Annotated in this window: 21 protein-coding genes; 7 read left to right on the forward strand and 14 right to left on the reverse strand. The window is 74.4% G+C overall.

From position 1 onward, the window contains the following. From ACYVG5_RS05340 to ACYVG5_RS05370, 7 genes are all read right to left on the reverse strand, one after another. Complete coding sequence (locus ACYVG5_RS05340; RefSeq protein WP_222045583.1) at nt 1–819, reverse strand: ABC transporter ATP-binding protein; 819 nt, start codon at nt 817–819, stop codon at nt 1–3. Continuing rightward, nucleotides 816–1,781: a branched-chain amino acid ABC transporter permease gene (locus ACYVG5_RS05345; protein WP_222045585.1), complete on the reverse strand. Its 966-nt coding sequence runs from the start codon at nt 1,779–1,781 to the stop codon at nt 816–818. The genes ACYVG5_RS05340 and ACYVG5_RS05345 overlap by 4 nt, the downstream gene beginning before the upstream one ends. Then, nucleotides 1,778–2,656 (reverse strand): branched-chain amino acid ABC transporter permease, encoded by an 879-nt coding sequence (locus ACYVG5_RS05350; protein WP_222045587.1) that lies wholly within the window; start codon nt 2,654–2,656, stop codon nt 1,778–1,780. The genes ACYVG5_RS05345 and ACYVG5_RS05350 overlap by 4 nt, the downstream gene beginning before the upstream one ends. Before the next feature lie 50 nt (nt 2,657–2,706). Next, on the reverse strand, nt 2,707–3,879 hold the full coding sequence (locus ACYVG5_RS05355; RefSeq protein WP_222045589.1) for an ABC transporter substrate-binding protein: 1,173 nt from the start codon (nt 3,877–3,879) through the stop codon (nt 2,707–2,709). A gap of 79 nt (nt 3,880–3,958) precedes the next feature. Next, nucleotides 3,959–5,470 carry an acyl-CoA synthetase gene (locus ACYVG5_RS05360; RefSeq protein WP_222045591.1) on the reverse strand — a complete coding sequence of 504 codons (1,512 nt, stop codon included), beginning with the start codon at nt 5,468–5,470 and terminating at the stop codon, nt 3,959–3,961. Between the two features lie 227 nt (nt 5,471–5,697). Then, entirely contained in the window at nt 5,698–6,705 is a 1,008-nt protein-coding gene (locus ACYVG5_RS05365; RefSeq protein WP_222045593.1) for a sigma-70 family RNA polymerase sigma factor, read from the reverse strand. Between the two features lie 53 nt (nt 6,706–6,758). Further along, the gene (locus ACYVG5_RS05370; protein ID WP_222046270.1) at nt 6,759–8,489 is read right to left on the reverse strand and encodes a hypothetical protein; all 1,731 of its coding nucleotides are present in this window, start codon (nt 8,487–8,489) and stop codon (nt 6,759–6,761) included. 268 nt (nt 8,490–8,757) lie between these two features. Between ACYVG5_RS05370 and ACYVG5_RS05375 the strand changes: the two genes are divergently transcribed. Both ACYVG5_RS05375 and ACYVG5_RS05380 read left to right on the forward strand, forming a co-directional pair. Beyond that, complete coding sequence (locus ACYVG5_RS05375; RefSeq protein WP_222045595.1) at nt 8,758–10,104, forward strand: sensor histidine kinase; 1,347 nt, start codon at nt 8,758–8,760, stop codon at nt 10,102–10,104. Continuing rightward, on the forward strand, nt 10,101–10,760 hold the full coding sequence (locus tag ACYVG5_RS05380; protein ID WP_460683012.1) for a response regulator: 660 nt from the start codon (nt 10,101–10,103) through the stop codon (nt 10,758–10,760). The genes ACYVG5_RS05375 and ACYVG5_RS05380 overlap by 4 nt, the downstream gene beginning before the upstream one ends. 6 nt (nt 10,761–10,766) lie before the next feature. Here ACYVG5_RS05380 and ACYVG5_RS05385 read toward each other — a convergent pair whose 3' ends face one another. After that, nucleotides 10,767–11,117: an MmcQ/YjbR family DNA-binding protein gene (locus ACYVG5_RS05385; RefSeq protein WP_222045597.1), complete on the reverse strand. Its 351-nt coding sequence runs from the start codon at nt 11,115–11,117 to the stop codon at nt 10,767–10,769. A 146-nt stretch (nt 11,118–11,263) separates the two neighbouring features. Here ACYVG5_RS05385 and ACYVG5_RS05390 point away from each other — a divergent pair, with 146 nt between their 5' ends. Further along, nucleotides 11,264–12,505, forward strand: coding sequence for a GNAT family N-acetyltransferase (locus ACYVG5_RS05390; protein ID WP_222045599.1), 1,242 nt, complete (start codon nt 11,264–11,266; stop codon nt 12,503–12,505). Nucleotides 12,506–12,515: 10 nt separating this feature from the next. On the opposite strand, the gene ACYVG5_RS05395 is transcribed toward ACYVG5_RS05390, so the two are convergent. Beyond that, nucleotides 12,516–13,001 carry a ribose-5-phosphate isomerase gene (locus ACYVG5_RS05395; protein WP_222045602.1) on the reverse strand — a complete coding sequence of 162 codons (486 nt, stop codon included), beginning with the start codon at nt 12,999–13,001 and terminating at the stop codon, nt 12,516–12,518. Nucleotides 13,002–13,027: 26 nt separating this feature from the next. On the opposite strand from ACYVG5_RS05395, the gene ACYVG5_RS05400 reads away from it, so the two are divergent. Both ACYVG5_RS05400 and ACYVG5_RS05405 read left to right on the forward strand, forming a co-directional pair. Beyond that, on the forward strand, nt 13,028–13,705 hold the full coding sequence (locus ACYVG5_RS05400) for a DUF429 domain-containing protein (RefSeq protein ID WP_222045604.1): 678 nt from the start codon (nt 13,028–13,030) through the stop codon (nt 13,703–13,705). Between the two features lie 34 nt (nt 13,706–13,739). Continuing rightward, nucleotides 13,740–14,492, forward strand: coding sequence for an MBL fold metallo-hydrolase (locus ACYVG5_RS05405; protein ID WP_222045606.1), 753 nt, complete (start codon nt 13,740–13,742; stop codon nt 14,490–14,492). A 3-nt stretch (nt 14,493–14,495) separates the two neighbouring features. Here the strand turns inward: ACYVG5_RS05405 and ACYVG5_RS05410 are convergent, their stop codons facing one another. Beyond that, entirely contained in the window at nt 14,496–15,263 is a 768-nt protein-coding gene (locus tag ACYVG5_RS05410; RefSeq protein WP_222045608.1) for an SDR family oxidoreductase, read from the reverse strand. Nucleotides 15,264–15,352: 89 nt separating this feature from the next. Further along, complete coding sequence (locus ACYVG5_RS05415) at nt 15,353–16,018, reverse strand: mycothiol-dependent nitroreductase Rv2466c family protein (protein ID WP_222045611.1); 666 nt, start codon at nt 16,016–16,018, stop codon at nt 15,353–15,355. 159 nt (nt 16,019–16,177) lie between these two features. Here ACYVG5_RS05415 and pepN point away from each other — a divergent pair, with 159 nt between their 5' ends. Further along, the gene (gene pepN / locus ACYVG5_RS05420) at nt 16,178–18,727 is read left to right on the forward strand and encodes an aminopeptidase N (protein ID WP_222045613.1); all 2,550 of its coding nucleotides are present in this window, start codon (nt 16,178–16,180) and stop codon (nt 18,725–18,727) included. Between the two features lie 233 nt (nt 18,728–18,960). On the opposite strand, the gene ACYVG5_RS05425 is transcribed toward pepN, so the two are convergent. The 3 genes from ACYVG5_RS05425 to ACYVG5_RS05435 are packed head-to-tail and all read right to left on the reverse strand — an operon-like array spanning nt 18,961 to nt 21,271. Then, the gene (locus ACYVG5_RS05425) at nt 18,961–19,467 is read right to left on the reverse strand and encodes a DUF5130 family protein (RefSeq protein WP_222045614.1); all 507 of its coding nucleotides are present in this window, start codon (nt 19,465–19,467) and stop codon (nt 18,961–18,963) included. 7 nt (nt 19,468–19,474) lie between these two features. Then, complete coding sequence (ctaJ, locus tag ACYVG5_RS05430) at nt 19,475–19,795, reverse strand: aa3-type cytochrome oxidase subunit CtaJ (RefSeq protein WP_222045616.1); 321 nt, start codon at nt 19,793–19,795, stop codon at nt 19,475–19,477. Between the two features lie 9 nt (nt 19,796–19,804). Then, complete coding sequence (locus ACYVG5_RS05435; protein WP_222045618.1) at nt 19,805–21,271, reverse strand: amidase; 1,467 nt, start codon at nt 21,269–21,271, stop codon at nt 19,805–19,807. A 67-nt stretch (nt 21,272–21,338) separates the two neighbouring features. Between ACYVG5_RS05435 and kynU the strand changes: the two genes are divergently transcribed. Continuing rightward, entirely contained in the window at nt 21,339–22,604 is a 1,266-nt protein-coding gene (gene kynU / locus ACYVG5_RS05440) for a kynureninase (RefSeq protein WP_222045620.1), read from the forward strand. The last annotated feature ends 24 nt before the right edge of the window (nt 22,605–22,628 follow it).

Consider the following 22,628-nt stretch of genomic DNA (forward strand, 5'->3'; position numbering starts at 1 on the left):
TCATGACCTCCGCTCGGACCCGGTGGCGTGCTCCGCCCCGGGCGGTCCCGCGGACCCCAGGTAGATCCGCTTGACGTCCTCGTTCCGGGCGATCTCGCCCGGGGTCCCGACCGCGAACACCCGGCCCTGGTTCAGCACCACGATGCGCTCGGCGATGCTCATGATCAGGTGCATGTTGTGCTCGACGAGCAGCACGTCCGTGCCGGCGTCCCGGATGATCTGCACGGCCGCCACGAGCCGCTGCAGCTCCTCGTCGTTGAGGCCGGCAGCCGGCTCGTCCAGCAGCACGACCTGCGGCCGCCCCATCATCGCCCGGCCGATCTCCAGCAGGCGCCGGCTGGCCAGTGGCAGGACGGCGGCGGGGGTGCCGGCCAGCGGAGCCAGGCCGAGCACGTCCAGCCAGTGGCCGGCGTCCTGGTCCACCTGCCGCTGGCGGCGCCGCAGCGACGGCCGGGCGAGCACCGCTGAGCGCAGGGTCGGGCGCGCCTGCCGGTGGCCGCCCAGCCGGAGGTTGTCCAGCGCCGTGGCGCCGTCGAAGGTCAGCACGCGCGGGGTCTGGAACGTCCGGGACACCCCGTGCGCGGCCATGCGGTGCACCGGGGAGCCGGTGACGTCGGCACCGTCGAGCAGCACCCGGCCGGTGTCGGGCCGGTAGACGCCCGTGATGACGTTGATCAGGGTGCTCTTGCCGGCCCCGTTGGGGCCGATCAGGGCCAGCAGCTCCCCGCGTCGTAGCTCCAGGTCGACCGCCTCGAGTGCGCGCAGGCCCTGGAAGGACCGGCTGACGTCGGCCACGGCCAGCGGGTGCGACGTGCTCATGACGACGCTCCCGCGCGGCGCTTGCGTGGCACGACCAGGTCCGGCAGCGAGACCAGCCCCTTGGGCAGGAACACCAGCACGACGATCAGCAGGCCACCGGTGATGAGCAGCGAGTAGTCCTCGAACTCGGTGATGAACTCCGGCAGTAGGGTCAGCACCGTGGCCCCCAGGACCGGGCCCCAGGGGCGTGCCCCGCCACCGATCAGGACCATGACGACGAGCGTCACCGAGGCGATGACGCTGAAGTCCGACGGGGCGAGGAAGCGCAGGTGGTGGGCGAACAGCCCACCGGCGATCCCGGCCTGGGCCGCGGCCAGGGTGAAGGCCGCCCGCTTGACCCGGGCCACGTCGATCCCGACCGTCGCGGCCATCGCCTCGTCGTCGTGGACGGCGAACAGGGCGCCCCCGGCGGCCGAGTCGTGGATGAGCGCGTTGCTCACCACCACCGCCGTGGCCGCCAGCACCGCGATGACGGCGAAGGTGCTGACGTCACCGACCTGCCAGCCGAACAGGTCCAGCGGGGGGATGCCCGCCAGCCCGGTGCCGCCACCGGTCAACCCCGCCATGCTGACCAGCAGCACGGTCACCACGGAGTTGAACGCCAGGGTGCCCATGGCCAGGTAGTAGCCGGACAGCCGCAGCAGGACGAACCCGAGCACGAAGCCCACGACTGCGCAGACGGCGATCCCGACCGCCATGGCGGGGATCGACCACCAGCCGGCCGTGGCGGTGAGGATGCCGGTGCCGTACGCGCCGAGCGCGAAGAACGCCGCGTGACCGAGCGAGATCTGGCCGGCGAAGCCGACGACGAGGCCGAGGCTGGACGCCAGGATCCCGTAGACGGCGATGTACACCAGGACGCTGGCGGCGTACCGGTCGCCGAAGAGCGCGACGCACAGCAGCGCCGCGACGACGACCGCCCCCACGAGGGAGCGGACCGGGAGGCGGGTGGCGGCGGTCATGGCCGCACCGCCGCCGCCCGGCCGAACAGTCCCTGCGGGCGGAGCAGGAGCACCCCGATGAGCAGGGTGAACACCAGGCCGTCGGCGACGTCGGAGCTGACGAGTCCCACCACGTAGCCCTCCAGCACCCCGATGAGCAGCCCGGCGAGTGCGACTCCCGTCGTGCTGGTGAAGCCGCCGATGACGAGGGCGACGAAGCCCTTGATCATCAGCGAGGTCCCGCTCTCGTAGTTCAGGAACAGCAGCGGTGCCAGCAGCGCCCCCACCAGGCCGGCCAGCGCCGCCCCCGCCGCCCAGCTGAAGCGGGACACCGAGTTCGGGTCGATCCCGACGACCCGCGCGCCGGCGGGATCGTCGGCGACGCTGCGCAGCGACAGGCCGGCCATGGTGTGCTCGAGGAACCACCAGAGCACGAGCAGGACCACCAGACCGACGCCGACGATCCACACCACCTGGAGCGGCAGGGCCGCCCCGCCGACGCGGATGACGCCGTCGGTGAAGGGGTCCATGATCGCCGCGTCCGACCCCCAGACGACCAGCGCGAGACCGCGCAGAGCCAGGGACAGTCCGATGGTGAGCGCGATGATGGCGGCGACGGAGCCCCGCGGCACCCGCCGGATGAGCACCCTCTCGGTGGCCGCGCCGAGCGCGGCCACCGAGAGGACCGCCGCGAGGACGGCGACGAACGGGTTCGTCGCCGCGGCCACGCTGGCGGCGATCAACGCCCCGAGGATGATGAACTCACCCTGCGCGAAGTTGATCGCCGCGGAGGCCCGGTACACGAGGACCAGGCTCAGCGCCACGAAGGCGTACAGACTGCCCTGGGTCACTCCGGAGAAGGCGAACTGCAGCAACTGTGCCGGGTCGGCCCCCATGGCTGGCTCCAATCGAACGTCCGGTCAGGTGGCCGTGTCGTCGCTGCGGATCACTCCGCCAGGACGTACTCGCCGTTCTCGACGGTCAGCAGCACGACCTGCTCCGGAGTGGTCCCGTGGTGGTCCTCCGCCGAGAGGTCGTAGGTCGCGGTGACGCCCTCGTAGCCGAGGCCCTCCAGCGCGCCGAGGAGAGCCTCCGGCTCGGTGCTCCCGGCCTCCGCGGCCGCCGCGTGCACCAGCGAGACCGCGTCACAGGCCATCCCGGCGAAGTAGTCGGGCTGCTCCCCGTACTCCTCCTCGTAGGCGGCCACGAACTCCGCGGCCACGTCGTCTTCCGCGAGGGCGTCGGGGACCATCACCCGCCCGCTCGGCACGAAGACCCGGGTCGGGATGCCCGCCACGAGCTCGAGGAAGCCGTTCGTGGCGTTCCCGTGGCTGACCAGCAGCGGGACGTCCATGCCGAGGGTCGCCATGTTCCGCGCGATCAGGGCCGCGGGCTCGCCGGTGGTGAAGGAGAAGACGACGTCGGGGTCGGCCGCGCGCAGCGAGGCCAGCTGGCTGGTGACGTCGGTGGCGGTGGTGTCGAAGCCCTCCTGGGCGACGATGTCCAGACCGTGCTCCTCGGCCAGCAGCTCGGCCACACGGGTGCCCTCCTCACCCAGGGGTCCGTTGGCCATGAGCAGGGCCATGTCCGTCCAGCCCTGCTCGGCGAAGTGCTCGAAGGCAGCAGCTGCGGCGTCCTCGCTGCGGTGCGCGGCGTTGAAGACGACCGGATCGGTCGCGGGGTCCACGGCGTATCCGGAGATGGCCACGAACGGGACCCCGGCGCCGTTCGCGGCGGCGGCGACGGCGGAGGTGTTGGGCACCGACGCGGTGCCGATGATGGCGTCCACCTGCTCGCGGGTCAGCAGCCGCTGCGCGACCCGGGCCGACCCCTCAGGGGAGGATTCGTCGTCGTTGACGATCAGCTCCACCGTCGGGCCCTCGCCTGCCTCGTTCAGCCGGTCGGTGCACAGTTCGGCGCCGCGCTCGTAGGACTCACCGAGGAAGGAGAGCGCCCCGGTCAGGGGGAAGTCGGCCCCGACCCGCAGGGTCTCGCCGTTCCCCCCGCCCCCGCCGCCCCCGTCCCCGCCGCCACATCCGGCGGCGACGACCGCGACGGTCATCCCGGCCGCTGCGATCGCGACCTTCCGGCCGCGGTTCCCCATGCCCGTGCTGGTCATCGTTGCTCCTTGGGTCGTGGATCCCGGGCTGCGGCACGCTCGTCCGCGGTCCACCCGGTGGGAGTGACGCTCGTGCTGATCAGTCGTCGGCGAACCGGTCCCGCAGGTCCACCTTGCGGATCTTGCCGACCGCGTTGCGCGGCAGCTCATCGACGAAGCGGACCTGCGTCGGCGCCTTGTAGCGGGCGAGCCGGGTGCGGCAGAAGTCGATGACCTCCCGCTCGGTGAGCGACGCCCCCGGCCGCGGTACGACGGCGGCCAGCCCGGTCTCGCCCCACTTCTCGTCGGGAACCCCGACGACGGCCACCTCGGCCACGTCCTGGAGCTGGTAGAGGACGTTCTCCACCTCGGTCGGGTAGACGTTCTCGCCGCCGGAGATGTACATGTCCTTCCAGCGGTCGACGATGAAGCAGAAGCCCTCGTCGTCGAGGCGGGCGGCGTCGCCGGTGCGCAGCCATCCGTCGACGAACGTCTCCGCGGTCGCCTCGTCGCGCCGCCAGTAGCCCGGCCCGACGTTCGGCCCCGACACCTGCAGCTCCCCGACCTCCCCCGGCGCCAGGACCTCGCCGTCCGCACCCACGATGCGCAGCCGGGCGTGGAGGACCGGCCGGCCGACCGAGCCGCTCTTGTCCCGGCCCCGGCCGGGCGGCATGACGCACACCGTCGAGCTGCCCTCGGTGATGCCGTAGATGTTGCGCAGCTCGACGTCCCGCTCGCGCCAGGTCTCGAACAGCGCCGACGCCGAGGGAGAGCCACCCACGCCGGCGAACAGCCCACCGAAGCGGGCACCGGAGAACCCGTCCAGCCGGCTCATGAACTGGTAGGTGGCGGGGACGCCCACGATGTGCGTGATTCCGCGGCTGTCGTCGGTGAGCAGGTCGAGGCACTCCTGCGGTTCGAAGCGGCTCGCGATGACCGTGCGGCCGCCGGCGTACAGCGTCGCGTTGAGGAACAGGTTCAGCCCGGCGACGTGGAACAGCGGGAGGATGGTGAGGTTGACCGACGTGGGGCCGATCCCACCCGCCACGAGGCTGTTGAGGACGACGGCCAACGCCGACTCGAAGCTCGTGACCGCACCCTTCGGCCGGCCCGTGGTCCCGGAGGTGTAGATGAGGGTCAGCGGGTCCTCGGGCGCCGCCTGGTAGGGCTCGAGCAGCTGGCCGGCCGCGGCCAGCGCCGCCTCGTAGGAGTCGGCAGGGCCGCCCCACGCCAGCGTCCGGACACCCGCCCCGGCAGCCACGGGGTCGGCGAGAGCGGCCAGTTCCGAGGCGAAGAGCAGGATCCGGGGGACGGCGTCGCCGACGATGAAGCCGAGCTCCTCCGCGGTCAACCGGACGTTGAGCGGTAGGAACACGGCGCCGAGCAGGCGGCAGGCCTCCTGGACCTCGACGACGTTGCTCGAGTTCGGCGACAGAACCGCGACCCGGTCCCCCGCGCTCACCCCGACCTCGTTCCGGAGGTGTGCCGCGAGCGACCGGGCCCGGCGGTCGAGCTCGCCGTAGGTCAGCACCCGGCCGGTGCCCAGGTCCTCCAGCGCGACCCGGTCCGGTGTGCCAGCGGCGTGGTGTCCCACCCAGTACGGAAAGTTCATGACCCAGCTCTCGCTCGGTGCTGGCGGTCATCGGCGGGCGACGACCCTTAACTTATTGACTAATAGATCACATAGGCCGGCAGCGGGTCAACCACCGACCGCGCCACCCACGGCGAGCCGCGCCGGTCGCGGGTCCCGCCCGCGGGCAGCGCACTGCTGATCCCGGTGGCCCGCGGGTGTCGCTCCTTCCGTGCTCCGGTCAACCGGCCGGCGGCCCGCCCCGGAACTCAGCGCGCCGGCGGGGTGTCCGGCAGCCCGAAGAGGGTGAACAGCCGGGTGTCCAGGAAGGAGGTGATCCGGACGACCCGGCCGCCGGACACCTCGAGGGCGTGCAGTGCCCACGGCCGGTGGCCGCCATCGGGACCGCAGGACCGCCACTGCGCGAAGCCGGGGTTGCCGTTGAGCGAGACCGGCAGCAGCCGGGAACCCCGGCACTCGAACCCCGGCCCGAGCATCCAGCGCCCGATGTCGGTCGCGCTGCGCAGCCACATCGCAAAAGGAGGCATGTCCTGGACGGCGTCCTCGGCCAGCAACGCGACGAAGGCGTCGATGTCGTACCGCTCGAAGGCGTCGAGGTAGCGGGCCAGCAGGCCGGCGTTCTCCGCGGCCAGCTCCGGTGCCGGCCGGGTGTCGGCGGCCTGGTGCGCGGCGAGCGTGGCGCGGGCACGCTGCAGTGCGCTGTTGGCCGCGGCCACCGTCGTCCCGAGCAGCCCGGCGACCTCGTCGGCCTTCCAGCGCAGGACGTCGCGCAGGATCAGCACCGCGCGCTGACGGGGCGGCAGGTGCTGCAGGGCCGCCACGAAGGCCAGCCGCACCGACTCGCGCTGCACGGCCACCTCGGCCGGGTCGCCGCCGACCGGCAGCACCTGCCGATCCAGGGCCGGCTCGACCCAGGCGCCGTCGGGCAGCACCCCGGCCAGGGAGGACTCCACCGGCGCGGAGGGCTCGGCCGACATGTCGACCGGCAGGGCGCGCCGCTTGCGGCCGTCGAGGGCGTCCAGGCAGACGTTGGTGGCGATGCGGTACAGCCACGAGCGCAGGGCGCCGCTGCCCTCCAGCCGGTCCAGCGACCGCCAGGCACGCACCATCGTGTCCTGGACCGCGTCCTCCGCGTCGAAGGACGACCCGAGCATCCGGTAGCAGTAGCCGGTGAGCTCCCGCCGGTGCTCGGCCAGCCGCGGTTCCAGCTCCGCGGCCCGCCCAGCGCCGGGCCGCTCCTCGATCACTCCGGTCATCGCGCGGTCCTCTCCACGTCCGACGTCCCGGTTGATCCTGCCCGTCCGGGGCGCTACTGGTAAGTGACCAGTTCCGGGGTCGGCCGGACCTGCTCGATGGTCTCCTGCGGGGTCAGCATCGGGAGGTCCTCGTCGATGAAGTTCTTCCAGCCCCAGTACAGCGGCTGCGGGGCGTCGCGCCGGAGCACCTCCCAGGTGCTCTGCTTCGCCGCCTGACCGCCCTGACCGTCGACGTGCACCATGATCGCCAGTTCGTCACGCGAGGTGTCCAGCCGCTCCAGGCCGGGGAGCATCCGCACCTGGAACTGGTGCAGGACCAGCAGCTTCTGCGGCAGCGCCTTCTCCCGGGTCAGGTCGGCCAGCCAGGTGACCACCTGGTTCACCTCGTCGATGCCGACCTGGCCGATCTCGGTCAGGTGCACCTGTCCGGGCCGCAGCCGCCACTCCGGGTCCAGGGCCAGGCCCACGTGCGGCAGCTCGAGCAGCGCCTGGTACTGCTGGGCCTGGGTGACGAAATCGGTGCGCCCGGGCTGCAGGTCCAGGAGCACGTACAGGCCGGCCTGCCCGGCCGCCTCCACCCAGGGGCGCAGCGTCGCGGGGTCGATCTCGTTGGAGTAGTTGCCGTCCCGCCCGGCGCCCTCCGAGGCGACGGTGGCGATGATCTCGAAGGTCGGGACGACGGTGGCGTCCACGAGGTCCCGATAGGGCGCCGCCACGTCCTTGGCCCGCTGGATCGCCGCCGGCAGGTCCTGCTCGCCGAGGATGCCCAGCGCACCGGTGCCGGGGGTGCCGTACATCGCGATCATCATGTGCTGCGGGAACAGCAACTGGCCGCCGCCGGGCAGCTGCGCGCCGGTCGCCGCCGTGTCGATCTTCCATTCCAGTCCGGGCTCGCCGGCGAGGTCGGCGCCCAGCAGCACGACGGCGGCCGGGCCCGCGGCCAGGGCCTCGACCACCTCGGCGGAGCCCCGCGGATCGGCCGCCGCACCGGTCAGCCGCACCTCGGCGCCGGCCGCCCGGGCGGTCGCGACGCCGGCCAGGAACCCGGGAGCGCCGGTGGCCAGCACGAGGACGTCGGCCAGCGGGGCCGGGCGGCGGACGGCGGGCAGCTCGCCGGCGTTCCCGGACGCCGACCCGGATGACGCCGATCCGGTCGACCCGGATGACGCGGTGGACCCGGACGACCCGGACGGTGCCGCGGGCGGCTCATCGGCCGGCACCAGGGCCGCCGGCTGTTCCGGATCCAACGCGGCCACGGCCGCCACCGTGCCCTCGGCGGGCACCGGGTCACTCCCGGCGAGCGACAGCCCGGTGACCTCCTCGACGGCCTCGACGTCGGCCGGCACCGACACGACGGAGCGTTCGGCGCCGGCGGGTACCAGGCCCCGGTCCCCGCCCACGGTCAGCACGTCGGTGACCCCGAGCCGGTCCAGTTCGGCGGCCAGCACCTCGTCCCCGGTCGCGCCGTCGTCGCCGAGCAGCAGCGGCACCCCGAGCCCGACCGCGGCCGAGGCGCCCAGCAACCGGCCCGCCGGGTCGGCGTCGCCGGCCACCACCGCGACCGGCGAGCTGCTGAACAGGGCACGGCTCATCGAGGCCGCCGAGGCCACCGGTCCCTCGTCGGCCAGCATCGTGCGCGCCGCAGACGGAACGGCGGTCACCGGGCCGGCCGGCGGCGCCGCCGCGTCGGACTCGGCCGGTTCCGCGGAGTCGGGGGAGCCGGTGCAGCCGCCGAGCAGCAGCAGGACGGCGAGACCGGCGGAGAGCGTGGCGGCGGAGCGCATGATCCTCTTCCCAGGGGCGACGGCCAGCCCAGGAACTCGTCCCGGTGCGACGGCGGTGGCGTGCACGGCAGACCGCCCGACCTTAGCCCCGCGGTCCACACCGCCGGGGTTCTGCGGCACCCCGGCGGGTGGGCGGTGCTGGACAGCGCCGCCGGTCGCCGGGAGCATCCGCGGCTGACATGGACGCACCGACATCGGGCCAGCCCGACTCCCGACCGGCCAGGCAGCGGGCTGGGACACCGGTCCTCCCGTCGGCAGGCTCGACGGCATGACCGCCGACACCGCCGACCGGGCCGACACCGCCGTGCTACCGCTCCCCGCCGCCTCGGCACCCGCGCCCGTCGCCACCGCAGCGCCCCGCGGCTGGTGGCGCCAGCTGGGCATCGACACCGGGTACGTCCTCGTCGGCTTCCCGCTGGCCATCGCCTCGTTCGTGCTGATCGTGACCGGCACCGCGCTGGGCCTCGGGCTGACCGTCATCTGGGTCGGCTTGCCGGTGGCGATCGCCACCCTGATCGCCGCCCGCGGCTTCGCCGCGGCCGAGCGGGTCCGGCTGCCCGCCGTCCTGCGCACACCGGTGACCAGCCCGCGCTACCTACGTGCCGCGCCCGGCGACGGCCGGCTGCGCCGGCTGTTCACGCCGATGCGCGACGCGCAGTACTGGCTCGACGCGCTGCACGGCGTGCTGCACCTGGTTCCCGCCATCCCGGCGTTCGTGATCGTGGTGACCTGGTGGTCGGTGGCCCTCGCCGGCCTGACCTCGTTGCTGTGGGACTGGTCGATCCCCTACGGGCCCCCCGACCGGAACCTGACCCTTCCCGAGCTGCTCGGCTTCGTCGACAGCGCTCCCGCGCGGATCGCCGTCCACGCGCTGGTCGGCGCACTGTTCGCCGTCACCCTGCCGATCGCGGTGCGCGGCTCGGCGCTGCTGGTCGCGCAGCCGGCCCGGCTGCTGCTCTGCTCCCGCGCCGCCACCCAGGCCGAGCTCGGCCGGCTGGCCGACAGCCGCGACTCGGCGGTCGCCGCCGAGGCGGTGGCCCTGCGCCGGCTGGAGCGCGACATCCACGACGGCCCGCAGCAGCGGCTGGTCCGGCTGAGCATGGACCTGCACCGCGCCCGCCGGCAGGTGGAGACCGATCCCGAGGGCGCCCGGGAGACGCTGGCGGAGGCGGCCACCCAGACGCGGGAGACGCTGGAGGAGCTGCGGGCGCTGTCCCGGGGCATCGCTCCCCCGGTGCTCGCCGACCGCGGCCTGGCGGCCGCGCTGGCCGCACTCGCCGCCCGTTCCCCCGTGCCGGTCGAGCTGTCCGTCGGGCTGGACGCCGGCGAGCGGCTCGCCCCGGCGACGGAGAACACCGCCTACTTCGTGGTCAGCGAGGCGCTGGCGAACGTGGCCAAGCACAGCGGCGCCGCGCTCTGCCGGGTCGCGGTGGACCGGTCGGGTGACCGGCTGACCGTGACCGTCGAGGACGACGGGGCCGGTGGCGCCGTCGCCGCACCCGGCCACGGCATCACCGGGCTGGCCGACCGGCTGCGCGCGGTGGACGGCACCCTGACCGTCGACAGCCCGCGCGGCGGCCCGACCCGGCTGACCGCGGTGCTGCCGTGGGCGTGAGCCCGCCGCGCATGCGGGTGGTCCTGGCGGAGGACTCGGTGCTCCTGCGCGAGGGTCTGGTCCGGTTGCTCGAGGAGGCCGGCACCGAGGTGGTGGCCGCCGTCGCCGACGGGCCGTCGCTGGTGCGGGCCGTCAGCGAGCACCGCCCCGACGTGGCGGTCGTCGACGTGCGGATGCCCCCCACGCACACCGACGAGGGGCTGCGCGCCGCCGTCGCGGCCCGCCGCGCCGTGCCGGCGACGGCGGTGCTGGTGCTCTCGCAGTACGTGGAGGTGGCCTACGCCGACGAGCTGCTCGCCCACGGCGCGGGCGGCGTCGGGTACCTGCTCAAGGACCGGGTGGCCCAGGTCGAGCAGTTCCTCACCGCGCTGGACGACGTGGTCGGCGGCGGCACGGTGCTCGACCCCCAGGTGGTGGCCCAGCTGTTCGCCCGCCGGCACCGGGACGACCCGGTGCGGGCGCTGTCGCCCCGGGAGCGCGAGGTGCTCGGGCTGATCGCCGAGGGCCACTCCAACACCGCCATCGCCCGGCAGCTGGTGGTCACCCCGGGCGCGGTGGAGAAGCACACCCAGCACATCTTCGCCAAGCTCGGCCTGGCCCCCGACGAGGACCAGCACCGCCGCGTGCTGGCCACGCTGGCCTATCTGCGCGGCTGATCCCGGTCATCGCTCCGACCCGGCGTCGAACGCGGCACGCAGCCGCGCCGGGGCGCGCTGCCGCCACGCCTCGGTGAGCAGTTCGGCCAGCTCGGCGCGGTCGATCGCGGCCAGCTGGACGACGACCATCGTGGAGTTGCGGTAGTGGTGCGGCACCGAGAAGACCTCCGGGCGCTCGGCGGCCAGCCCGGTGTTCTCGCCGGGGGACAGCCGGATGGCCACCCAGTCCTCCTCCGGGGGCATCGAGGCGAAGACCTTGTCGCGCACCCGCAGGCAGGCCATGTCCCAGGCCGGGCGCTCGGTCGCCGCCGGCAGGGCGAGCGCGATGGCGCGGACGTCGTCCGGGGTGGCGGGCATGGTCAGTCACCGCCGCCCGGAACGGTGCGCGGTGCCCCGATCGGTCGCTGTCCGGTCATGGCGCGATGGTGGCAGGCGGCACCGACAGGACGGCCCCCGGCGGAACTGGTTGGCGGATCGTCGTCCCCTGCCGGTAGACAGCTGCCGTGGCCGATCCCGAGCACCCGCTGCGTCCCGTCACCGCCGAGGAGTGGCCGCGGTTCATCCGCGCCATGTCCCACGTGTTCGGTCAGGACCCAGCGGGCCCGTACGCCGACGTGCCCTCCCCGGTCGCCGAGCTGGACCGCTCGCTGGCGCTGTTCGACGGCGACCAGGTGGTGTCCACCGCCGGCATCTACTCCCGGGAGCTGACGGTGCCCGGCGCGGTGGTGCCGGCGGCCGGGATCACCTGGGTCACCGTCGCCCCCACCCACCGCCGCCAGGGCGTGCTGACCGCGATCATGCGCCGCCAGCTCGACGAGCTGCACGAGCAGGAGCGGGAGCCGGTCGCCGCCCTGTGGGCGGCCGAGTCGTCGATCTACGGCCGGTTCGGCTACGCACCGGCCAGCTGGCGCGGTGGCTGGACGGGCACGGCCGAGCGGCTGCGGCTGCGGGCCGACGTCGACTGCGGCACCGGGCGGGTCCGGCTGGTCGAGCTCGAGGAGTTCCGGCCGGCCGCCGCGGCGGTCCACGAGCGGGTGCGCCGGTTCGTGCCGGGCGACCTGGCCCGGGACGACCGCTGGTGGGACCGCCTGCTCCGTGACGATCCCGATCAACGGGCCGGCGGCAGCGCGCGGCGGCACGTGCTGCACACCGAGGCCGACGGCGAGATCACCGGATTCGCCACCTACCGGGTGCGCCCCGGGTGGACCGACGGCGGTGAGCCCGACGGCACGCTGCACGTCGGCGAGGTCCGCGCGCAGACACCGGCCGGCTACGCCGCGCTGTGGCGCTATCTGCTGGGCATCGACCTGGTCCGCACCGTGCGGGCGCACATGGCCCCCGCCGACGACCCGCTGCGGTTCCTGCTCGCCGACCCGAGGGCTTGGCACGCCCAGCCCTCCGACGCGCTGTGGGTGCGGCTGGTCGACGTCGGCCGCGCCCTGTCGGCCCGCCGGTACCCCGCCCGGATCGACCTGGTCGTCGAGGTGCGCGATCGTTTCTGCGACTGGAACGACGGGCGCTGGCACCTGTGGGGGCATCCGGCCGGCGCCTTCTGCGACCGCACCGACCGCGACCCGGACATTGTGCTGGGCATCGAGGAGCTCTCCGCGGTCTACCTCGGCGGGGTCTCGCTGGCCACGCTGCAGGCCGCCGGCCGGGTGACCGAGGTCAGCCCGGGCGCGGTCACGCTGGCCTCGACGGCGTTGTCCTGGCCGGTGTCGCCGTGGTGCCCGGAGGAGTTCTAGCCCCGGCCGCTCAGGGGGTGGTGGTGGGGAACCCGCCGGCCGGGCGGTGCCGGTCGCGCTCGTAGTCGGCGATCAGCCCGATCCGCCGGACGTGCCGCTCCTCCTCGCTGAACGGGGTGGCCAGGAAGACCAGCACCAGCTCGGTGGCCTCCTCGACGCTGTGCTGCCGGCCACCGATGGCGACCACGTTGGCGTCGTTGTGCTGCCGGGCCAGCTCCGCGGTCTCCCGGTTCCAGGCCAGCGCGGCGCGCACGCCGGGGACCTTGTTCGCAGCGATCTGCTCACCGTTGCCCGACCCGCCGATGACCACGCCCAGGCTGCCGGGCTCGGTGACCACCCGTTCGCCCACCTCGAAGCAGAACGGCGGGTAGTCGTCGGAGGCGTCGTACTCGAAGGCGCCGCAGTCGACCGGCTCGTGGCCGGCATCCGCCAGCGCCCGCAGCAGCTGGGCCTTCAGATCCAGTCCGGCGTGGTCGGTGCCGAGGAAGACGCGCATGGTCCCGAGTCTGTCAGGCTCCCCGGGTGGCGGTGCTCGGGGTCGACGGCTGGCGGAGCGCCTGGGTGGGGGCCCTCCTCGAGGGCCGGACGGTGCGCCTGCTGGCGCTGCCGGACGCCGCCGCGGTGCTCGCCGTCCCCGGCGTGGACGTGGTCGGGATCGACATGCCGATCGGGTTGTCCGAGGACGGCGCCCGGGCCTGCGACATCGTGGCGCGGCGGTTGCTGGCCCGGGCCGGTGCCGCGAGCTCGGTCTTTCCCACGCCGGTGCGGGCGGTCCTGGCCACCGACGACTACGCCGAGGCCCGCGCCCTGTCCCGAGCCGCCACGTCTCCCCCGCGGGCGCCGTCAGCGCAGGCGTTCATGCTGGTGCGCGCCATCCGCGACCTCGACGACGCCCTCGGCGACCCGCCGACCGACCGGGTCGTCGAGGTGCACCCCGAGCTGGCGTTCCGCGACGGGCTCGGTGGCGTCACCGACCGCAAGGGGACGGCCAGCGGGAGCATGCAGCGGCTGACGGCGCTGCGTACGGTGATGGAGGTCGAGACGGCGCTGGCCGACGCCCCACCCCGGGTGCCGCTGATCGACGCGCTGGACGCCTGCGCGGCGGCCTGGTCGGCGCAGCGACTGGCCGCGGGCCGCGCCGAGTGCGTCGGTGACGGCACGAGGGACAGCCGCGGCCGGCCGATGCGGATCTGCTGGTGATCACCGCTGCGCCGGGGAACCCGGCGGCTTCCCCGTGACCGGCTGGCGGGAGGTCGGCGACCAGGTGTACGTCCGCCGGCACACCGACCTGGACCTCAACTGCGGCCTGGTCGTGGGGACGAGCGGCTGCCTGGTGGTCGACACCGGCGCCCACCTCGGGCAGGGGCAGGACCTGGCCGACGCGGTCCGGGCGGTCACCCCCCGTCCGTGGACGGTGGTCAACACCCACGCCCACTACGACCACTGCTTCGGCAACGCCGCCTTCCGGCCGGCCGCGGTCTGGGGGGCGCGGGGCTGCGCCGCGTCCCTGCGCGCCGACGGTGAGCAGCAGCGCCGCACGGTGGCCGCGGAGCTGCGCGCGGCCGGCGACCCGGGCGCCGACCGGGTGGCCGCGGCGCCGATCGACCCGCCCGACTCCCTGGTCGATGCCGTGACCCTCCTGGACGTGGGTGGCCGCACGGTGACCCTGACGCATCCGGGTCGCGGGCACACCGACGGCGACCTGGTGGTCGCCGTCGACGACGTCCTCTTCGCCGGCGACCTGGTCGAGGAGGGCGCACCGCCGGCGATGGAGGACGCCTTCCCGCTGGAGTGGCCGGCCACGCTGACCGCCGTGCTCGGGCAGGTCCGCGGAACCGTCGTCCCCGGGCACGGCGACGTGGTCGGCGCCGCCTTCGTCGCCGGCCAGCGCGACGAGCTCGCCCTCCTCGCGGACTGGCTCACCGGCCGGACGGCAGAGCTCCCGTTCGACGAGCCGACCCGGCGGACGGCGCGTTCCCGGCTCTGACCCTCAGGCCAGCCGGCGCACCAGCGGCAGGGGCAGCACGCGGAGCAGCCCGGCCACCGGCCGCCACGGCCACTCGGGCACGTAGGCGCGCACCGGCTCCCGTTCGATCGCCGCGGTCAGCGCGGCGACCCCGGTCGCGAGGTCGACGGTGAGCGGCCCGCGGCGACCCACGTTGATGTCGGTCTCGATGAACCCCGGGTGCACCGTGGTGACCCGGATGGCACGGGTCGCCGGGTTCCCGAGCAGGTCGGCGCGGATGCCCTCGGCGAGGACGGCGCCCGCCGCCTTGGACGTGGCGTACGCCGTCCGGGTGTTTCCCATGCCGCGCACCCCGGCGACCGAGGAGATGACCACCAGGTGCCCGCTGCCCTGGGCGCGGAACAGCGCGACGGCGGCCTCGCAACAGGCGTGGGTGCCCAGCACGTTGGTGACCAGCACCTGGCGGTTGGGCCGCGCCCGGCCGGTGCCGACCGGGGCGCCCTTGCCGAGGCCGGCGTTGGCGACGAACCGGTCGACGCCGCCCAGCTCGGCGGCCAGCCGGGGTACGACCGTGGCGACGGCGTCGGGGTCGTCGACGTCCACCTGACCGATGACGACGCGGATGCCGGGGTGGGCGGCCAGCAGCTCGTCGCGGAGCTGCTCGAGCAGGTCCAGCCGGCGGGCGACCAGGGCGAGATCGCGGCCCCGCGCGGCGAAGGCCTGGGCCATCCCGCGGCCGAGGCCGGCGCTCGCGCCGGTGATGAAGATTCGCTGACGGACAGGGTGCGGCACCCACCCAGGATGCCGCACCCCGTCGCGGCGGCCCCGCTGCAGGGGCCCGCCGCGAGCTTGCGAGTGGCGGGGGGCAGCGGGGTCCTTCTTCAGTGGGTGCCGGTGAGCTCGAGGGCGTCGGCCGGGATGGAGTCGAGGTCGGGACCGGCGGTGCGGGTCCGCTTGAGCTCCCAGAAGTCGGGCAGGTTGGCCAGCAGGACGGCGCCGTCGAAGGCCTTGCCGGCGTCCTCCCCGGTGGGCACCTTGCTGATCACGGGGCCGAAGAAGGCCACGCCGTCGATGTGCATGACCGGTGTGCCGACGTCGTCGCCGACCGGGTCCATGCCCTCGTGGTGGCTCTTCTCCAACGCGGCGTCGTAGTCGGTGGATCCGGCGACGTCGGCCAGCTCGGCGGGCAGGCCGACCTTGGCCAGCGCGGGAACGATGATGTCCTCGATCTCCAGGCCGTCGTGGTGCCGGGCGATGCCCATGGCGGTGTAGAGGTCGCCGAGCACGCCCTCGCCGTGCTGCTGGGCGGCGGCGACCGCGACCCGGACCGGGCCGATCGCCTTGGCCATCATCTCCTGGTACTCCGGGGACAGGTCGCGCCCGCGGTTGAGCACCGCCAGGGACATCACGTGCCAGTGCAGGTCGATGTCGCGGACCTTCGCCGCCTCGAGCACCCAGCGGCTGGTGAGCCACGCCCACGGGCACAGCGGGTCGAACCAGAAGTCGACGCGGGCCTTCACGGGGGTGCTCTGCACTGCCTCGGTCATCGGTGGTGCTCCTCGTCCTCGTTCGTCGGTCGGGCCGGTCGGGCACCGGCCGGAGTGGTACGCCGCAGCCAGCAAGGCCCACCTCCGGCGGGGCATTCCCGCAGCCCCGCTCCGGGTGCACCGGGCGAGTTCGTCGGCGGGTCGTGGGAACCTCTTCCGGTGTCCGTACCCAACCTGACCCGGAATGACGCCGCAGCCCGCGCCGCACTGCTGGCCGTCTCCAGCTACGACCTCTTCCTGGACGTGACCGACGGGCACGGGCGCCCGGGTGAGGAGACGTTCCGCTCGGTCACCACGATCCGCTTCACGGCCCGCACCCCGGGCGCCGCCACCTTCGTCGACCTGGTCGCCGCCCGGGTGCGCTCGGCCACGCTCAACGGCGTCGAGCTCGACGTGAGCGGCTACACCGAGGAGCACGGTCTGGCGCTGCCCGGCCTGGCGGCGCAGAACGAGCTCGTCGTCGACGCCGACTGCTGGTACTCGCGCACCGGTGAGGGCCTGCACCGCTTCGTCGACCCGGAGGACGGGCAGGTCTACCTGTACTCGCACTTCGAGCCGGCCGAGGCCAAGCGGATGTTCACCTGCTTCGACCAGCCCGACCTCAAGGCGACGTTCACGGTGCACGTCTCGGCGCCGTTCGACTGGCAGGTCATCAGCAACACCGGCGACCGCACCCTGGAGGCCGGCGACGGCGGCGCCCAGCTGGTGCACTTCCCGCCGACCAAGCGCATCTCCACCTACCTGGTGGCGCTCGTCGCCGGCCCCTACGCGCGGGTCACCGACCTGCACGACGGGATCCCGCTGGGCATCTACTGCCGCGCGTCGCTGGCCCGGTACCTCGACCCCGACGAGCTGTTCGCCGTCACCAAGGCCGGCTTCGACTTCTACCACCGGGTGTTCGACTACCCGTACCCGTTCGACAAGTACGACCAGCTCTTCGTGCCCGAGTTCAACGCCGGTGCCATGGAGAACGCCGGGGCGGTGACGTTCCTGGAGGACTACGTCTTCCGGTCCAAGACCAGCCGGGCCCGCTACGAGCGGCGCGCGGAGACGATCCTGCACGAGCTCGCGCACATGTGGTTCGGCGACCTGGTGACCATGCGCTGGTGGGACGACCTGTGGCTCAACGAGTCCTTCGCCACCTACATCTCCACGCTCTGCCAGGCCGAGGCGACCGAGTACACGACGGCCTGGACGACGTTCGCCAACACGGAGAAGAGCTGGGCCTACGCCCAGGACCAACTGCCCTCGACGCACCCGATCGCCGCCGACATGGTCGACGTCGCCGCGGTCGAGGTGAACTTCGACGGCATCACCTACGCCAAGGGCGCCTCGGTGCTCAAGCAGCTGGTGGCCTACGTCGGCCGGGACGAGTTCCTGACCGGGGTCCGCCGGTACTTCCGCAAGCACGAGTACGGCAACACGACCCTCGCCGACCTACTCGGCCCGCTGTCGGAGGCCTCGGGCCGCGACCTGTCGGAGTGGTCGGAGCAGTGGCTGCAGACCAGCCAGGTGAACACGCTGCGCCCGGTCTACTCACTCGACGAGTCCGGCCGGTACAGCGACTTCGCCATCCTGCAGACGGCGGTGCCCGAGCACCCGGTGCTGCGCAACCACCGGCTGGCCGTGGGCCTCTACACCGCCGGCCCCGACGGTCTGACCCGCACCCACCGGGTCGAGCTCGATGTCGCCGGGCCGCAGACCGAGGTCGCCGAGCTGATCGGCCACCCCGCCGCCGACCTGGTCCTGGTCAACGACGACGACCTCACCTACGCCAAGCTCCGGCTCGACGACCGGTCGCTGGCCACGCTGCGCTCGCGCATCGGTGAGTTCACCGACTCCCTCCCGCGCGCCCTGTGCTGGTCGGCGGCCTGGGACATGACCCGCGACGGCGAGCTCCCGGCCCGCGACTGGGTGCAGCTCGTGCTCGCCGGCGTCGACGCGGAGAGCGAGATCAGCGTCGTCCAGTCGCTGCTGGCCCGGGTGCAGACCGCGCTGGCCTCCTACGTCCACCCGGCGTGGGCATCCACCGGTTGGACCCAGCTGGCCAACAAGGCACTCGCCGCGCTGCACGCCGCCGAGCCGGGCAGCGACGCACAGCTGCAGTGGTCGCGCACGCTGGCTGCCGCGGCCCGCACCGAAGAGCACGTCGCCGTGCTGCGCGGCCTGCTCGATGGCTCGGCAACCGTCGAGGGCCTGGCCGTGGACGCCGACGCCCGCTGGGCGTTCCTCAACGGGCTGGTCGCCATCGGGGCCGCCGGCGATGCCGAGATCGACGCCGAGGCCGAGCGGGACGCCACCGCGACCGGGGTTCGGCGGGCCGCGACCGCCCGGGCGCTGCGGCCGACCGAGGGGTCGAAGGCCGAGACCTGGGAGCGGGCGTTCACCGACGAGTCGATCGCGAACGCCGTGCACGAGGCGATGGTGGCCGGCTTCTGGCACCCGGCCCAGACCGAGCTGACCGGCCCCTACGTGGAGCGGTACTTCGCCGACATCGGCGCGCTCTGGGAGCGCCGGCCGGGCGAGATCGCGAAGAACGCCGTCGAGTACCTGTTCCCGAAGATCGTCGAGCCCGGCACGGTCGCGGCGGCCGACGCCTGGCTCGCCGACGCGGCCGCCCCGGCGCCGCTGCGCCGGCTGGTGTCCGAGGGCCGCGACGGTGTCGCCCGCGCGCTGCGCGCCCGGCAGCGGGACGCCGCCGAGGGCTGAGCACCCGCGCGGTCCCACGGCCCCGCGACGCCGCCCGGCGTCGCGGGGCTCGTGCGTTCCCGGCCCTGCCCCCGCGGGGCGTTGTCCCTGCACCGGCTACTCCGGCCGCACACCTGGCCGAGTAGGGGCCAACGCTTCCGCGGCGGCGGCGGAACCAGCCACCGGCTCTCGGAGACACGAGAGCCCCGCACCCGGCCAGCCACCGGCTCTCGTCAGACCGTGGGGCCGTGGTCCTAGTGGTGGTGGCGGTTGGACGGGTGCCCGGCAGCGTCGGAGAGCTGGCGCAGGCCGTTGATGATCGCGCCGACCAGGTCTCCCGAGGCGAGCCGGCCGGTCATGGAGAGGACGGCGAGTGCGCAGGCCCGGTCGGGCAGCCGGCGGGCGGCGGCGGTGCCGGTGACGATCTCCAGCACCCGCTGGCCGGGCGAGAGGGCGACCAGCACGCTGTTGCTCGGGTCCGCCCCCGACCGGCCGTGCATCTCCTCGGCCGTCGTGCGGGTGTCCGAGCCGAGATCACCGACGTAGAGGGTGATGAACAGCCCGGTCTCCCGGGAGGACATGGTGAGCGCCTCGTCGATCCGCGCCAGGTCGCGGAAGGAGAAGGGCCCTTCGTGGGTCTCGTCGGTGACCGAGCCGAGGCTCTCGCGGGTGGCGCTCGCGCCGTCGGGATTCTGCTGCGACATCAGGGCGGTGCCTCCGCGGGGCGTGGGGTCGTGGGCGGTGCCGGCTGCGGTGCTCATCGCCGGCTCACCAGGTTCCGCGGGCGCCGCCGGCGGCGGTGCGCCTCGGTGCGGCCAGCTCGTGCGGCTGCCCACCGATGGACCGGGCCGTGGCGCCGAGGCCCGGCCGGCCGGAGCCGTCGGCGTGCTCGTCGCCGTGCCCACCGGCGTGGACGCCGGCGGCCTCGGGGTGCGGCTCGTACCAGACCGCCTCGTGCTCCCAGGGCTGCCCGGGGCGGTAGCGGGTCTTGTCCTTGCCCCGGCCGGGGAGAAGCGTCAGCGCGGCGAACACGAGGAAGATGGCCAGCGGGATGACGCCGTAGATGAGCACGGTCTCGATCACGGGCATGGCGGCAATCTACCGGGGCCGCTGATCACCGGCCCGCGCAGCCGGTCGCCACGCCGGTGGGTGCCGGTGCACCCACGGCCGGGCCTCCTCGAGCTGGGCGGACAGGCTGATCAGGGTCACCTCGTCCGCCGGGCGGCCCACCAGCATCGTGCCCACGGGAAGCCCGTCGGCGGTCCACCACAGCGGCACGCTGACGGCCGGCTGGCCGGTCACGTTGTAGACCGCCGGGAACGCGGCGTAACGCGCCTGCCGCTCGAAATCCGCGGCCCCGTCGCCGTCGAACCAGCCGAGCGGGCGCGGCGGCAGCGTGCAGATCGGGGCGAGCAGGACGTCGTAGCCACTGGTCGACTCGATGAACCGGCGGGCGAAGAGCCGCAGCGTGAACATCGCCTCCATGGCGTCCCTCGCGCTCAGCGCCAGGCCGCGGTCGCGCAGGAACCTGGTCAGCGGCCGCAGTTGCGCCACCGCCGCGGCGGGCACCGGCAGCGTCGTTGCCGACAGCGCCCAGGCCACCTCGAACGCCCCGAACACACCCGGGGTCAGCGGTGGGCCCGGCAGGTCCGCCACCTCGTGGCCGAGGCCGGCCAGCAGCGTCGAGGCGTCCTCGAAGGCGGCGCGCACCTCCGGGTCGATCTCGGCCCCGGGCATGCCGGGGTCGAGGTACCGGCCCACCCGCAGCCGGCCCGGCGGGCGGTCGGCGGCGCCGAGGAACGTCTCCCCCGGCGGCAGCGGCGGCGCCCAGAACGGGTCGCCGGTCACCGGCCCGGCCATCGCGTCGAGCATCGCCGCGGCGTCCCGGACGGTGCGGGCCAGCGACCCCTGCACGCCCAGCCCGGTCACCTCGGAGTTGTAGGGCGCGTTGCTGACCCGGCCGCGGCTGGGCTTGATGCCGAACAACCCGTTCACGCCGGCCGGGATGCGGATGGAGCCGCCGCCGTCCGAGCCCTGCGCGAAGGGCACCATCCCGGCGGCCACCGCGACCGCCGCGCCGCCGCTGGAGCCGCCGGCCAGCCGGAAGGGATCCCACGGGCAGCGGGCCGGGCCCACCAGGTCGTTGTCGGTGTAGCAGGGAAAGCCGAACTCGGGGGTGTTGGTCTTGCCCAGGCTGATCGTCCCGGCCGCGGCGAGGGCGGTGACCACGGCGTCGTCCACGTCGGGGACGAAGGCGGACAGCACCGCGGAACCGAACGTCGTCCGCACGCCGGCGGTGTTGTTGAGGTCCTTGATCGCGGTCGGGACGCCGTGCAGCGGCGGGAGGTCGCCGCCGGCCAGGACCGCACGGTCGGCCACGGCGGCCGCGGCACGGGCCCGCCCGGGGGTGACCGTGAGGAAGGCGCCGAGCTCTGCGTCGAGGGCCTCGACCCGGCCGAGGGCGTGCTCGACCAGCTCGGTGGGGCTCACCTCCCGGGCGCGGACGGCGGCAGCCTGCTCCAGGGCGGTGAGGTCGTGCAGCTGCGTCCCGGGCGAGGAGGTCACGGCCGGACGCTAACCGGAGGGCTTCCGGTACCGAAAGCCCTCCGGAGGAGCAGGAGAGGATGGCGGCATGGACCTGACCCGCGCCGCGGCCGCCGCCCGCGACGACACCGATCCGCTGGCCGGCTTCCGGGCCCGGTTCACCGGCACCGACGGCGACGGCCCCGACCGGCTGCTCTACCTCGACGGCAACTCCCTCGGCCGGCTGCCGGCGGAGACACCCGCTGCGGTGTCCCGGGTGGTCGAGCAGGAGTGGGGCCGCGGCCTGGTCGGCTCCTGGCGCGACTGGGTCGACCGGTCCCGGCGGATCGGCGACGTGCTGGCCGCCGGCGTCCTGGGCGCCCGGCCCGGCGAGGTGCTCGTCGGCGACTCCACGTCCGTCGACCTCTACAAGCTGCTGGTGGCCGGTGCCGACGCGCGGCCGGGCCGGGACGTGCTCGTCTGCTGCGCCGACGACTTCCCCACCGACCGATACATCGTGGCCGGCGTCGCGGCCGCCCGCGGCATGACCGTGCGCGAGGTCGAGGCACACATCGACACCGGCCTCGACCTCGCCGTGCTGGCCGAGGCGCTCGACGAGCGGGTCGCCGTCGTCGTCCTGTCCCAGGTGGCCTACCGCTCCGGCGCGCTGGTCGACCTCGCCGAGGTGACCCGGCTGGCCCGGGAGGCGGGCGCGCTGGTCCTCTGGGACCTCAGCCACGCCGCCGGAGCGGTGCCGGCCGACCTCACCGCGGCCGGCGCCGACCTCGCCGTCGGCTGCACCTACAAGTACCTCAACGGCGGCCCCGGAGCGCCGGCGTTCCTCTACGTGCGCCACGAGCTGCAGGAGCAGCTGCGCCAGCCGATCTGGGGCTGGTTCGGCCAGCGCGACCAGTTCACCATGGGCGCGGCCTACGACCCGGCGGACGGTGTCGACCGGTTCGCCGTGGGCACTCCCCCGGTGCTGGCGATGGCCGCCGTCGAGGTGGGTGCCCGGCTGGTCGCCGAGGCCGGCATCGACCGGCTGGCCGCCAAGGGCCAGGCGCTGACCGGCCTGCTGATCGCGCTGGCCGACGAGTGGCTGAGCGGGCACGGGGTCACCGTCGCGTCACCGCGGGACGCCGCCCGCCGCGGCTCGCACGTCAGCCTCGCGCACCCGGGGGCCTGGCAGCTGACCCAGGCGCTGCTCGACCGCGGCGTCGTCCCCGACTTCCGGACCCCGGACCGGGTGCGCTTCGGCACCGCACCGCTGTACACCCGGTTCGTCGACGTCTGGGACGCCATGGACCGGCTGCGCGCCGTGCTCGCCGACGGTGCGCACCAGAGCTACCCGACCGAGCGCGCCCGCGTGACCTGAGGAAGGAGAAGGACCCCCGTGCCC

Source organism: Modestobacter lapidis (assembly GCF_054780755.1).